At 60.5% G+C, this 13,380-nt stretch carries 13 protein-coding genes; 4 read left to right on the top strand and 9 right to left on the bottom strand.

Annotated elements, in window-relative coordinates; genetic code table 11:
• The first annotated feature begins 234 nt into the window (after positions 1–234).
• Positions 235–873, top strand: coding sequence for a pyrimidine 5'-nucleotidase (locus PQU95_RS18355; protein ID WP_272753341.1), 639 nt, complete (start codon positions 235–237; stop codon positions 871–873).
• Here the strand turns inward: PQU95_RS18355 and PQU95_RS18350 are convergent.
• Positions 847–1,941, bottom strand: a complete 1,095-nt coding sequence (locus PQU95_RS18350; RefSeq protein WP_272753340.1) for a VanZ family protein — start codon at positions 1,939–1,941, stop codon at positions 847–849. The two genes, PQU95_RS18355 and PQU95_RS18350, sit on opposite strands and share 27 nt — an antisense overlap.
• Positions 1,942–2,087: 146 nt before the next feature.
• Positions 2,088–2,681 (bottom strand): OmpW/AlkL family protein, encoded by a 594-nt coding sequence (locus PQU95_RS18345; protein ID WP_272753339.1) that lies wholly within the window; start codon positions 2,679–2,681, stop codon positions 2,088–2,090.
• A gap of 148 nt (positions 2,682–2,829) precedes the next feature.
• Here PQU95_RS18345 and ubiD point away from each other — a divergent pair, with 148 nt between their 5' ends.
• The 3 genes from ubiD (at position 2,830) to PQU95_RS18330 (ending at position 6,304) form a co-directional block, all read left to right on the top strand.
• Positions 2,830–4,305, top strand: a complete 1,476-nt coding sequence (ubiD, locus tag PQU95_RS18340) for a 4-hydroxy-3-polyprenylbenzoate decarboxylase (RefSeq protein ID WP_272753338.1) — start codon at positions 2,830–2,832, stop codon at positions 4,303–4,305.
• A 124-nt stretch (positions 4,306–4,429) separates the two neighbouring features.
• Positions 4,430–5,878 (top strand): Ig-like domain-containing protein, encoded by a 1,449-nt coding sequence (locus PQU95_RS18335; RefSeq protein WP_272753337.1) that lies wholly within the window; start codon positions 4,430–4,432, stop codon positions 5,876–5,878.
• Positions 5,879–5,947: 69 nt separating this feature from the next.
• A complete protein-coding gene (locus tag PQU95_RS18330; RefSeq protein WP_017509409.1) occupies positions 5,948–6,304 on the top strand; it encodes a 50S ribosome-binding protein YggL in 357 nt (118 codons plus the stop codon).
• Between the two features lie 135 nt (positions 6,305–6,439).
• On the opposite strand, the gene PQU95_RS18325 is transcribed toward PQU95_RS18330, so the two are convergent.
• The 7 genes from PQU95_RS18325 to PQU95_RS18295 form a co-directional block, all read right to left on the bottom strand.
• Positions 6,440–6,685, bottom strand: coding sequence for a DUF2164 domain-containing protein (locus PQU95_RS18325; RefSeq protein WP_272753336.1), 246 nt, complete (start codon positions 6,683–6,685; stop codon positions 6,440–6,442).
• Between the two features lie 38 nt (positions 6,686–6,723).
• Positions 6,724–8,040 (bottom strand): dicarboxylate/amino acid:cation symporter, encoded by a 1,317-nt coding sequence (locus tag PQU95_RS18320; RefSeq protein WP_272753335.1) that lies wholly within the window; start codon positions 8,038–8,040, stop codon positions 6,724–6,726.
• 392 nt (positions 8,041–8,432) lie between these two features.
• The gene (aspA, locus tag PQU95_RS18315; RefSeq protein WP_272753334.1) at positions 8,433–9,836 is read right to left on the bottom strand and encodes an aspartate ammonia-lyase; all 1,404 of its coding nucleotides are present in this window, start codon (positions 9,834–9,836) and stop codon (positions 8,433–8,435) included.
• 302 nt (positions 9,837–10,138) lie between these two features.
• Positions 10,139–11,047 carry a LysR substrate-binding domain-containing protein gene (locus PQU95_RS18310; RefSeq protein WP_272753333.1) on the bottom strand — a complete coding sequence of 303 codons (909 nt, stop codon included), beginning with the start codon at positions 11,045–11,047 and terminating at the stop codon, positions 10,139–10,141.
• A gap of 31 nt (positions 11,048–11,078) precedes the next feature.
• The gene (locus PQU95_RS18305) at positions 11,079–11,918 is read right to left on the bottom strand and encodes a DUF1700 domain-containing protein (RefSeq protein ID WP_272753332.1); all 840 of its coding nucleotides are present in this window, start codon (positions 11,916–11,918) and stop codon (positions 11,079–11,081) included.
• Positions 11,915–12,247, bottom strand: coding sequence for a PadR family transcriptional regulator (locus PQU95_RS18300; protein ID WP_272753331.1), 333 nt, complete (start codon positions 12,245–12,247; stop codon positions 11,915–11,917). The genes PQU95_RS18305 and PQU95_RS18300 overlap by 4 nt, the downstream gene beginning before the upstream one ends.
• 287 nt (positions 12,248–12,534) lie before the next feature.
• Positions 12,535–13,380: UDP-N-acetylglucosamine 4,6-dehydratase family protein (locus PQU95_RS18295; protein ID WP_272753330.1), on the bottom strand; the 846-nt coding region annotated here is incomplete at its 5' end.

Raw genomic sequence — 13,380 nt, 5'->3', positions numbered from 1 at the left:
ACACTTACACCTATCGGTTATTTGGTCTGTTAAAGAGCGGTGCTGACTGGCTTGTTTCGTTTGCGTCGTCAGCTGAGGAGGCGAACTATACCCAGACAGACAAAGGGCGTCAACACTTATTGCAAAGTTTTTTACTGCCGTCCTGACAAGCCACTGATTGCGAAGCAAAAAGGCCGCGATTTATTTTGGATTGCCCCATAAACTGGCGTACTTTTCGATTGGGTGTATCAGTAAATGACCAGCAGCAGGCACGCTCCACACTGGCTTTTTGACCTGGATGACACGCTACACCATGCCGGTGCGGCGGTTTTTCCCATGATTAACGAGTACATGACTAGCTATATATGCCGCCATGTTAGCGTAGCACGAACAGAAGCTGACACGCTACGCACAGAGTACTGGCAGCGTTATGGTGCAACGCTGGCAGGCTTGCAGCGGCACCATGGTATTGCCCCGCATCATTTTCTAGCGCAGACACACCCTATGGAAAGCTTATTGCCGTTGATTGAAACCAGTACCCAACTGCCGCAGTGGCTGAGGTGCCTCAACGGGCGCAAATGGGTGTTCTCTAACGGCCCCCAGCATTATGTAGAAGCGATCGTGCGCCACCTGGGGATAGAAGCACAGATTGAGGACTGCTTTGGCATGGACAGTTTTGGTTTGATGCCCAAACCACGGGTGGCGGCTTATACCCGCGTACTTCGCCAGGCAGGTCTGGATGCCGGGCGCTGCATCATGGTGGAAGATTCTGCGGCCAACCTGAAAACGGCAAAGCGCCTGGGCATGCGTACGGTTTGGCTAAGCCACCAGATCCGCAAACCGGCCTGGGTGGACTGGCGTATCACCTCATTGCTTGATTTGCGACGGATTTAGTTGCTGGTAGCAAGAGAGCAACAGACAAACCAATGCTGCAGCCGGCCACAAGTCCGAAAGGAAGTCCAATAACGCGCTCATATTGAGCAGGTGCCCGTAAGGCCAGCGGAACAGCGACAGGAAGTCGGACTGCACTTCGCTCAGCGGCCATAGCGTGGCAGCAAACTGCGCCAACAACAGTGCCAGGATGGCAGTAATGGTTTGCACCAGCCGTGACCGCCCGGCAAAAAACCACAGCAGCAGAAAGCCAGCAGTCAGGCCAGTAACCAGGTGAGGGTTGATCCACTGAAACAGCGCGAAGGGTTTGAGCAGGACACCTGCGGCCAGCATTTTGCAAAACCAGATGCCGGCAAGCAACAACAGGATGGATTTGAAACGATCGACCTTCTGCTGCAATAGGCTGGTCATGAACAGACAGGCGGCCAGCATATTGGCCATGGCGCCGCCTGCCTCAACCAAGAACAGGAACAGTCGGGGGTTGTCCAGCGGTGAAACATAGGGCTGCGGCAGGCCTTGCGGATAAGCCACTACACCAAACAAGGGCATCGCGGGATTCAGCTGGGTAATAAACCACAAGCCCAGCAGCAGCAGCCCGTAATCTACAGCGCTGTGGTCGGCAAAATGGCGACGACGCCATTGCTTGAGGTGGTGCCATTGGCGACGAAACAGCGGCGATACCGCCAGCGTGGCGCCAAGGCACGCGCCTGCCAGATTGCACAGCACATCCAGGTTGGATGCCACACGCATGGGCAGGAACTCCTGCAGAAACTCGACACCGATACTGGTGAGACTCGCCACGAAGATGGCCAGCAGGAATGAGTGCCAGCGCGGCAGCAACAATAGCGCCAGGCTGAAACCGTAGGGGATATAAATGAGAACGTTGGCCGCATTATCAAAAAAGCGGAAGTAAAACGGCAGCGGATAGGAGAGAAACTCGAAAAACGGCCGCCCGGAATAAGCCCAGCCAGTAAAGGGGTACAGGCTGAGGAAAAAGATCACCACGGCATTGACCAGCGCCGCATAAAGCGCAACGTGACTATGGGTGGCGCGGCCGGTTTGCGCGGTCATTGAGCAGGAACTTCCGGATGGATGAACAGGCACAGCATACCCAGCACCCCATAGGCTGACAAGCTGGCCAGAGGTTACACGCGGGTGTTCATAAAACAAACAAAAAGGGCACCGGAGTGCCCTTTTTTCACACGATAACGCAAGTATTAGAACTTGGTACCGATACCTACGCTGGTCACCAGCGGGTTGATGTCCAGGGTGCCCGCATCGGCGCCACCGGCTTTGACCTTGGTTTTGATCCAGATCTTTTTCACGTCAAAGTTCAGGAAAATGTCTTTGGTCAGCGGGGTATCCATACCTACTTGCAGCGCTGGGCCAAAGCTATTTTTGTCTACGGTCAGGTTCAGGCCGGACTTGTCTTTCAGGCTATAGAAGCGGGTGTAGTTCACACCGGCACCCACGTATGGGCGGAACTCGCCTTGCGGGTTGAAGTGGTACTGGGCAGTAACGGTTGGTGGCAGTACTTTAACGGAACCGATATCGGCGCCACCAGCAGTCAGCGTGTGCTTGGATGTACCCAGAATCAGCTCTACGCCAACATTGTTGGTCAGCATGTAGGTAAAGTCGACTTCAGGGATGGTGTCGTCTTTTACATCCACTTTCAGTGCTTCCAGCGTTTTGTCTACAGAAGTCTGCGGGTTCACGTTGGTCACGCGGAAGCGCGCCAGGATGTCACCCTGGGCAGCGAAGGCACTGGAAGTCAGCAGGGTAGCCAGAGCAGCAATAGCAAGCTTTTTCATCATTATCTCCAAGCGGGTAGCTAGCAAAAATCGTTCGCTTGCGTGTCCGCTTATTGACTTGACTCACTGCGGACAGTAGCTTGCGACGTCAGAACCTAGATTAACCTTGCGCCGCACCATCGTTTTTGCGCTAGATCATGAAAAAATCATGAAATACCACGACTTGAGGGACTTCATGTCCCAGCTCGAGGCACAGGGCGAGCTAAAACGCATTACCCACCCTGTCTCCCCCCATCTGGAAATGACCGAAATCGGCGACCGCGTGCTAAAAGCGGGTGGCCCTGCCCTGCTGTTTACCCAGCCGCAAGCCGGGGACAAACGCTACGATATCCCGGTGCTGGCCAACCTGTTCGGCACCCCCAAGCGCGTGGCCATGGGCATGGGGGCCAGTGACGTGATGGCACTGCGCGAAATCGGCCAGACGCTGGCCTACCTGAAAGAGCCGGAGCCACCAAAAGGCTTTCGCGATGCCTGGGACAAGCTACCGCTATTGAAGCAGGTGCTATCGATGGCACCGAAAGAAGTGCGCAAAGCCCCCTGCCAGGAAATCGTGTGGGAAGGCGACGAGGTAGACCTTTCGCGCCTGCCCATCCAGCACTGCTGGCCGGGCGACGTGGCACCACTGATCACCTGGGGCCTCACCGTTACCCGCGGCCCGCACAAAAAGCGCCAGAACCTGGGCATCTACCGCCAGCAGGTCATCGGCCGCAACCGCGTCATCATGCGCTGGCTGGCGCACCGCGGCGGCGCGCTGGACTACCGCGAGTTCCGTGCGGCCAACCCTGACAAGCCCTACCCTGTCGCCGTGGTACTGGGCTGCGACCCGGCCACCATTCTGGGCGCGGTCACACCGGTACCGGATACGCTGTCCGAATACCAGTTTGCCGGCCTGCTACGCGGTAGCCGTACCGAGCTGGTGAAGTGTATGGGCTCCGACCTGCAAGTACCGGCTAGCGCCGAAATCGTGCTGGAAGGCCATATCCACCCCAACGATATGGCGATGGAAGGCCCGTACGGTGACCATACCGGCTACTACAACGAGCAGGACAGCTTCCCGGTATTCACCATCGACCGCATCACCATGCGCGAGAACCCGGTGTACCACAGTACCTATACCGGCAAGCCACCGGATGAGCCGGCCATTTTGGGCGTAGCCCTGAACGAAGTGTTCGTGCCCATCCTGCAGAAGCAGTTTCCCGAAATCGTAGACTTCTATCTGCCACCCGAAGGCTGCAGCTACCGCATGGCGGTGATCAGCATCAAGAAACAGTACCCCGGCCATGCCAAGCGCGTGATGATGGGCTGCTGGAGCTTCCTGCGCCAGTTCATGTACACCAAGTTCATTGTGGTGGTGGACGACGACGTGAACACGCGCGACTGGAAAGAAGTGATCTGGGCTATTACCACCCGCATGGACCCGGTACGCGATACCACGCTTATCGAGAATACGCCTATCGACTATCTGGACTTTGCCAGCCCGATCTCGGGCCTGGGTGGCAAGATGGGGCTGGACGCCACCAACAAGCTACCCGGCGAAACAAACCGGGAATGGGGCACCACCATCAGCATGAGCACCGAAGTGTCAGCCCGTATCGATAGCATCTGGCAGGAACTGGGTTTGTAACACATAGAAATGTAGCGCAATGTAGCAACATGCCAATAAAATGATGCCAACAGCTTGATGGCCGGAGCGAATCACCACATACCACTTCGGCCATTTTAACCCGACGCAACAAGCGAGGCTCATCGTGGCACCCAACACTACCCGGCTACAGCAGGCATTTCTTCTGACAACTTTGTGCACTGCACTCGCCCTGACAGGCTGCGGGGGCGGAGGGGGCGGCGGCGGCAGCTCCGGGCAGACAGCCACACAAAGTACAGGCGGTAGTGGCAGTGGTTCAAGCGGAACAACAAGCAGCGTATCGAAAGCTGCATCCATCAGTTTCAGTTCGGCCACACCAGATTTGCTTGTCTATCAAGGAGGGGAAGGTGAAACGCAGGCCGAGGTGAAATTCCTGGTCAAAGATGCCCTGAATCAACCTCTGACAGGGGAAACGGTCACATTCTCCTTGAATACCGCTGTTGGTGGGTTGGCTCTTCAGACCAATCAAGCCGTCACAGACAGCAGCGGTATAGCTACCGCTCGGGTTATCTCCGGTACAGTGCCTACGCCAGTCAGGGTAACCGCGGTCGCCGGCAAGTACAGCGCGCAATCCAGCCAACTTTCCATCAGCACCGGCCTTCCTCATCAGAATGGCTTTTCACTCTCAGTTTCCAGCTACAACCCGGCGTTCTATAACACCGACGGTGTCAGCATTACCCTTACAGCCCGCGCATCCGATCGCCAGGGCAACCCCGTACCAGACGGTACCACCGTCAATTTTGTTACCGAAGGCGGTATCGGTACTATCACCTCCAAATGCAGCATGACGGCAGGCAGCTGCAACGTCACCCTGCTGAGCAGCGGTGCCCGTAACGCACTGGTGGATGCCGGGCGCCAGACAGTGTTGGCCTACATGCAGGGCGAAGAAAGTTTTGACGACAAAAACAGCAATGGCGTATTCGATACCGGTGAGTTTGTCAGCAACTACGACCTACCCGAAGCATTTCTAGATGCCCGGCCCGGCCAACCCAGAACCACGGTCAACAAAGCACAAAGTTGGCTGACTGTTGCAGGCAACAGCTACTCCGAGTTTTATCTGGATCTCAATCGCAATGGCATCCATGACGAAACAGGCAATGGCTTTTTCGACGGCGTAGCACGCTCCGATGGCCGAGCCGCGTCCACCGTACACTTGCGACGCACCGCTGAAATTATCTGGGGTATCAGCAACAACAGCCTCATTTACAACCCGACCAAAGGAGCGGCCGAACTGAATAACTTCGACCTGTGCCCGGCCAGTACGGCAACAGTCAGCTATAAGCCGGCCGACGTTTTCGCAAACACCTTACCTGCTGGCACTACGGTTACCTTCAGCGTTACGACGACCGCCCTGGCGGCCAGTGCGGCGCTATCCGGCACCACGTCGTACACTGTTGGCAATCAGATTGATCGGCCAGAAACGTACACGACTAATCTTAACCTTGCCACAGGGGTCACCTGCGGCACGGCTGCCACCGCTCCGGATACGCTGACTATCACCATCAGGCTGCCTGGCAATGCTAGCCCCCAAACCTTCGACTTCCCCATCTTCTAAGTTTAACCACACAAGCCAATCAGGCCGCGCTATCATCGCGGCCTGATTGTTTTTAACCGGAATCCAACCATGACCAATCCGAACTCGCCAAACCGTCTGAAACGCCTGTCGCCACGCCAACGCAAGAAACTGCGCGTGGGCGAGTTCCAGGAACTGGGCTTTACCGTCGTTGCGGCACTGGCAGGCCTGGACGATGCAGCCAACGATGCTTTCCTGAATGGCTGGCTGGAAGCGGTAGACGCACAAGGCGTGAGCTTTGGTGGCCACTTTAGCGATGGCCAGCTCGATGGCATCGTGTTTCCGGTAAACGGCGTGAAAGTCACCGCCGAAGTACAGGCTGCACTGGCGGCCTGGCTGAAAGGCCGCAGCGAAGTCTCCGGCGTAGAAGTCAGCGGCCTGCTGGACGTATGGCATAGCGCCTGGTAAGCCACGGGCTCGCCGCCAAAAAGCCTGCCACGTGGCAGGCTTTTTTCTTGGTTTGCCAACATGAAAAAAGGTTGGCCGCACACCATACGGCATGCGGCCAACCTTTTTATACCAAGCGCTGGCAGTAACGGGGCGCTAGCTGCGCTCCAGCTCCCACAGGGCAGACTGCAGCGACTCCATGCGCGTATCCAGCGCACTGCGTGCATCGGCCAGCGCTTTGTTGTAGATGGCCGGGCCAAGACGGTCGGCCACCAGCAACACCAATGCCTGGGCGTCAAAACCGCCCAGTTCTACCTCGTGTTCACCCGCCAGATACTGTTGTACCTGGCTGGCCAGTTCTGCCAGCTGCGGCTGGGTCAGATAGCGTTCATCGCTTTTCATGATGCGTCCATCGTTGTCCAGCCGACAGTGTCAGGGCATTAGCCCTGTTTGGCAAATGCCGGCTCCAGCTCGGGTTCGCGGCGCGGCTGCGGATCGATGTCGTCGTCTTCGTCCAGCACCGGCTGGGCAGCGCCCAGCTCTTTTTCGCTCTTGGCGACCACGCAGGCAGCAATGGCGTTGCCCAGTACGTTGGTGGCGGAGCGGCCCATGTCCAGGAAGTGGTCCACACCCAGCAGCAGCAGCAGGCCGGCTTCAGGGATGTTGAACTGCGCCAGCGTGGCGGCAATCACCACCAGCGAAGCACGCGGCACACCGGCCATGCCTTTGGAGGTCACCATCAGGATCAGCAGCATGGTGATTTCCTGCGACAGGCTCAGGTCGATACCGTAAGCCTGGGCGATGAAGATGGTGGCAAAGGTGCAGTACATCATCGAGCCGTCCAGGTTGAACGAGTAGCCCATCGGCAGCACAAAGCTGGCGATGCGGTCGCTACAACCAAAACGTTTCAGGCGGTCCAAGGTTTTCGGGTAGGCGGCTTCCGAGCTGGCGGTAGAAAACGCCAGCAGTGCCGGCTCGCGAATGGCGCGCAGCAACTCCAGCACGCGGCGTTTCAGGAACAGCGAACCCATGCCCAGCAGCGCCAGCCACAGCAAGCCCAGCGACAGGTAGAACTGCGCCATGAAGCTGCCGTAGGTAGACAGGATGCCCAGGCCTTCCTTGGCCACCATGCCGGCAATCGCGGCAAACACGGCAAAGGGGGCGAAGTTCATCACGTAGCCGGTGACTTTCAGCATGATGTGCGCCACGGCGTCGATAGCGTCGATCAGGCCTTTGGCCTTGTCGCCTACGGCAGACGCAGCCGTGCCGAAGAAGAGCGAGAACACCACAATGGCCAGGATTTCGTTCTTGGCCAGCGCGTCAAACACGCTCTTCGGAATCAGGTGGCTGATGAAGTCTTTCAGCGTCAGCGCGCCTTTCTCGATACCCGAGCTGGCGGTCACTTCCGGCAGTGGCAGGCTCAGGCCCACGCCCGGTTTCAGCAGGTTCACCATGATCAGGCCCAGCACCAGCGATACCAGCGAGGCGGTCACAAACCAGCCCATGGCTTTGGCACCAATGCGGCCAACGGTCGCCGAATCACCCATGCGGGCAATACCCACCACCAGGGTAGAGAACACCAGCGGCGCAATGATCATCTTGATCAGGCGCAGGAAGATGTCGGTCAGGATGGACAGCTGGTCGGCAAACGATTTGATCGCTTCTTCGCTACCAGCCATTTCACGCCAGCCGTAGCCGGCAATGATACCCAGCACCATGGCGGCCAGGATCATCTTGGTCAATCGATTAAGTTTCACGGTATTTCCCTGTATTGCTTTGTGAAATTAATCCTTTGTAGTGTCCGCTCCGGTCGTTGCCGGGCAGTACATCAGCACCGTAGCGCTTGTTTTTATCCTGCTGCAAGGTCAAGCCTGCCGCGCAGGGCTGGCATTAAAACAGAAAGCGGGCGTGCTGTAATCAGGCAAATCCCGCACCACGGCACGGGCAGGCCGGCCAAAGCGGCAAGCCGCGCCAGTGCGGGCAAGCTTGTGGCAGTGCATGGGACGACAGCGCAATAAACATGCAATTTCGCCTAGCAAAATGCGCAATCGTACCCGCCCAGATCGGGTGATGTGCAGGCAAAAAAATGCCGCCATACCTTGCGGTAGGGCGGCCAAGCTTCACATCACATTCAAGAGAGAGGGAATCGTTACAGCGTGAGCCAGCGCGGGCTGGTCAGCGCTGCCGGCTGCAGCACGGTATCCAGCTGCTCGCGCGTCAGCAAGCCACGGCGCAGCACAATGTCGTACACACTGCCGCCGCTCTGGTGCGCTTCGGTGGCGACCTCGGTGGCAGCGGCGTAGCCGATGTAGGGATTCAGCGCGGTGACCAGGCCCACCGAGCGGTGCACAGTGTCCAGCAGATAGTCGCGGTTGGCGGTAATGCCTACCACACAGTTATCGCGCAGGGTGTCGCAGGCGGCGGCCAGGTGGCTCACGCTGCGGAACAGGCTGTAGGCGATGACCGGCTCGAAGGCGTTCAGCTGCAGCTGGCCGGCCTCGGCCGCCATGGTAACGGTCATGTCGTTGCCGATCACTTCGTAGGCCACCTGGGTCACCACTTCCGGAATCACCGGGTTCACTTTACCCGGCATGATGGACGAGCCAGCCTGGCGCGCCGGCAGGTTGATTTCGCCCAGGCCGGCACGCGGGCCGGACGACAGCAAGCGCAAGTCGTTGCAGCTCTTGGACAGCTTTACCGCCACGCGCTTCAGTACGCCGGACAGCTGCACGAAGGCGCCGCAGTCCTGGGTGGCCTCGATCAGGTTGGGCGCGGTTTGCAGCGCCAGGCCGGTAAGCGCCGACAGCTTCTGGCACACCAGCGGGGTGTAGTCCGGGTGCGCGGTAATACCGGTGCCGATGGCGGTGGCGCCCAGGTTGATTTCCAGCATCAGGGCGCTGGCTTCGTACAGGCGTTGTTCGTCTTCACCCAGCATCACGGCGTAGGTGCGGAATTCCTGCCCCAGCGTCATCGGTACCGCGTCCTGCAGCTGGGTACGCCCCATCTTCAGCACGTCGGCAAATTCGTCGGCCTTGTCGTCGAAGGCGTCGCGCAGGCGGGCCATGGCCGCCAGCAGGCGCTGTACGCCCCAGAAGGTGGCCAGGCGCAGCGCGGTGGGGTACACGTCGTTGGTGCTCTGCCCCATGTTCACGTGTTCGTTGGGGTGCAGGTGCTGGTACTCGCCCTTGGCGTGGCCCAACAGCTCCAGCGCGCGGTTGGCGATCACCTCGTTGGCGTTCATATTGGTGGAGGTGCCAGCACCGCCCTGGATCACGTCTACCACAAACTGGTCGTGCAGCTTGCCGGCGCGGATTTCCTCGCAGGCCAGCACGATGGCTTCCTTGTGGTGATCGGCCAGAATGCCCAGCTGGTGGTTAGCCAGCGCAGCAGCCTGTTTGATCACCGCCAGCGCACGGATCAGGTCGCCGTAGCTGGCGATGGTCTGGCCGGTGATGGGGAAGTTTTCGATAGCACGCAGGGTGTGCACGCCCCAGTAGGCGTGTGCCGGGACCTCGCGGTCCCCCAGCAGATCGTGTTCCAGGCGGGTGGTCATAGGTGTTGTCTTTTGCTTTTTGTGGAGTGCGTGCACTGTAGCGGCAGCGCCATGGCGGCGGCCAATTCCGAATGGCGATAGGATCATGCAAGATTTGCATGATCTGGCAAATGGCAGCTTTTTGCGGCCAACGTGCCAGGATATTGAGCAAAACAGACACCGGTTGAACACAGACAAAGACATCCATCACGTGGATTGTGTGTAGCGTGCCGGGTTCACCAGGCTGGCAAACTGCTGGCGAACGCGAACATACGCAGGGGTACCCGCCTGGCTAACGCCCGGATAGCCCGCTCACCCCACGCTCACACCGCCGGGTAGCGTGCGGCCAACCCTTGCCACAGCGCATCCAGCTGCGGCAGCTCGCGCCGTGCATCGCGGTATACGCGGATTTCCATCGGCAGCGACCACGCCTCGCCGCCGGCGGCGGCCAGCTGCCCGGCGGCCAGCTCGCGCTGTACCGCGCTCTGCGGCAAGAACGCCACGCCATGGCCTTCCAGCACCATGGCTTTCAGGCCTTCGGCCATGTCGGTTTCGAAACGCTGCTGCAGCAGGCAGGGCTGCGGCGCGCGTTCGATGATCAGCTCCACCATGCGGCGAAAGTAGGCATTGGGGCCGTAGGCCAGAAACGGCAGCGGCGCGCCGTCGCTGCCGGGCAGCTGCCACAAGGCTTGGCCGTGCTCGGCGCGGCAAAACGGCTGCAGCGTTTCGCTGCCCAGGCGCAGGCCGTGGTAGCGGCTGTCCGGCAGCTCCACCGGGTGGCGCGGGTGGTGGTAGCACAGCAGCAGGTCGGCGTTGCCTTCGGTCAGCGCGATCACCGCGTCGTGCACGTTATGCGCCAGCAGGCGCCAGGCTACCTCGCCCAGCGTGGCCTGCTCGTCCGCCAGCCAGCGTGGCACAAAGCCGAACGACAGCGTATGCGGCACTGCCAGCGTCAGCGTGGCGGCGTCGGCCTGCTGCAAGCCGCGCAGCAGGCTGCGGGTGCTGGACAGCTCGCCCACCAGCAGGCGCGCCTTTTCCTGTAGCAGCTCACCGGCCGGCGTCAGCCGTGTCGGCCAGGTGGTGCGGTCGATCAGGTCGGCGCCCAGCCAGTTTTCCAGCGCCTTGATGCGGCGGGAAAATGCCGGCTGCGTGAGGTGGCGCAGCTCCGCCGAGCGGGTGAAGCTGCCGGTTTCGGCCAATACCAGAAAGTCTTCCAGCCAGCGGGTTTCCATGCCTGCTCCCGTATCAAAGGTTGGCCGCAGCCTACCGCACTGCCGTGTCGCCCGCTAGCAGACGCTGCTGCCAGCGCAGCCAGCGGCCGGTGCCGTGCCACACCCAGCGCAATACTTTCCAGCCAAGCAAGGTACCGATCAGCCCCAGCAGGGTCAGCACCAGCCCGAACACCAGCACGCTGCCAGAGGACGCTTTGGGCAGGCCGCTCAGCTCGATGCTGTCCGCGCCATCACCGATACTCAGCTGCGACAGCTTGCCGCTGGCGTCGCGCTCCAGGCGGAAGTGCTCGTCGCCATCGCGTGCCTCGATCACCAGCTTGCCGCTGGCCGGGTCCGGCTCGATGCGCACCGTTTCGCCCTGCCCGCTTTCGATGCGTATCCGTGGTGGCGTACCGTCACGCGGGCCGGCAGCAATCAGCCACGGGCCGACGCCGCTGTCGTTCACCACGATATTGTCCAGCGACGGCCAGCCGAACACGCTGTGGCTGGCCCAGCCACCGGTAATCAGCAAACCGGCCACCAGCATGCCGACCGCCCCCAGCCACAGGCTGCCCAGCCAGGTCAGCAAGAACAGGTAGGGGAAGGCCAGCAGCACGTTCAGCACGCCCAGGCCGGCCAGCGCGCCCAGCGCCTGCTTCATATTGGCCGGGCTTTTATCGGCCTCCCAGTCGGCCAGCTTGCGCTCGGCGGTGAGCTCGCGCGCCAGGCGTTCCGGCTCGCCCAGTGCGGCGCATACTTCGGCCTCGCTGCGGCCATCGGCAGCGGCGTCGTCAAAATAGGCGCGGTAGTCGGCCAGAATCTCGTCGCGTTCGGCCGGGCCGAGCTTGCCCAATGCTGCGGCCAACCTTTGCAGATACTGTTCACGGTTCATGGTGTGTCTCCTTCTGGCCGGGGCTGCCCCAGCACGGCATTGATCTCGGCAACGAAACTGCCCCACTCCCGGCGCATGGCGGCCAGCGCCTCGCCACCGGCCGGCGTCAGCCGGTAGTACTTGCGCGCCGGCCCGCTGGCCGACTCCACCAGATAAGTACTGACCCAGTCGTCGGCTTGCAGCCGCCGCATCAGCGGGTAAATGGTGCCCTCGCTGATATCCATGCTTTGCGCCAGCGTACTGACAATCTCGTAGACATAGCTGTCGTGGCGGGCCAGCACAGCCAGCACGCACATCTCCAGCGTGCCCTTGCGTAATTGCGTTTTCATCCCCCTCCTCCTGCTGTCATTGCGCCACGGTGATATGACCGGTGCCAGGTCTGCCTGACGCGCTCTGCGGCTCCAGTCACTACCTTGCAATGCAAGGAACCTGCCGGCACACATGCCGGAATGCATGGCTGCATACTAGCAAACGCTACTGTGTATTACAAGGTAGCTTTCATTGCGTATCAGTAGCAGGCGGGCAGCCTGCTTGCGGCCAACCCTGCAAGCACAAGGCCCGCCGGCAATGCCGGCGGGCCTTGTGCTTTGCTGCAGTAAAGCGCTGTCGGTGCGTACTAGCGCCGCGCCTGCTCCAGCCAGTCTGCCGTAGCCTCGGCGGCCTTGAACTCGTGTACCACGCCCTGCAGCAGCGCAAACGCTTGCGCCGCGTCCAGTGCGTCGCACGCCGTACGCAAGGCGGCCATATGTTGCGCCAGCTCGGCCGGTGCCAGGTGGTATTCCTGCGCCCGCAGGATGCGCGGGTGCTCGGTGGGCAGCACGTTGTCGCCGATCAGCAGCTCCTCGTACAGCTTTTCGCCCGGACGCAGGCCGGTGCAGCGGATTTCCACGTCGCCTTGCGGGTTGCGCTCGTCGCGCACCTGCAGGCCGGACAGGTGGATCATGCGCCGCGCCAGGTCGATGATGCGCACCGGCTCGCCCATATCCAGCACGAACACGTCGCCGCCCTGCCCCATCGCGCCGGCCTGGATCACCAGCTGTGCCGCCTCGGGGATGGTCATGAAGTAACGGGTAATCTCCGGGTGCGTCAGCGTGACCGGGCCGCCGCTGGCGATCTGCTGCTTGAACAGCGGCACTACCGAACCGGAACTGCCCAGCACATTACCAAAACGCACCATCACGCAGCGGGTGCGGCTACCGGCCGCGTGGCGCGCCTGCAGCGCGAGCTCGGCCAGGCGTTTGGTAGCGCCCATCACGTTGGTGGGCCGCACGGCCTTATCGGTAGAGATCAGCACAAAGGTGGCCACGCCGGCGTCTTCGGCGGCGCGCGCGCAGGTGTCGGTACCAAAGGCATTGTTGACGATGCCGGCCACCGGGTTGTGCTCCACCATCGGCACGTGCTTGTAGGCGGCGGCGTGGTAGACGGTGTCCACGCGCATGCCCTGCAGCACGGCCAGCAGGCG

It is taken from the genome of Vogesella aquatica, from assembly GCF_028548455.1.
Lineage (GTDB): Bacteria > Pseudomonadota > Gammaproteobacteria > Burkholderiales > Chromobacteriaceae > Vogesella > Vogesella aquatica.
Note: the sequence above shows the minus strand (reverse complement) of the source record. Positions and strands in the feature narration are given on the sequence as shown.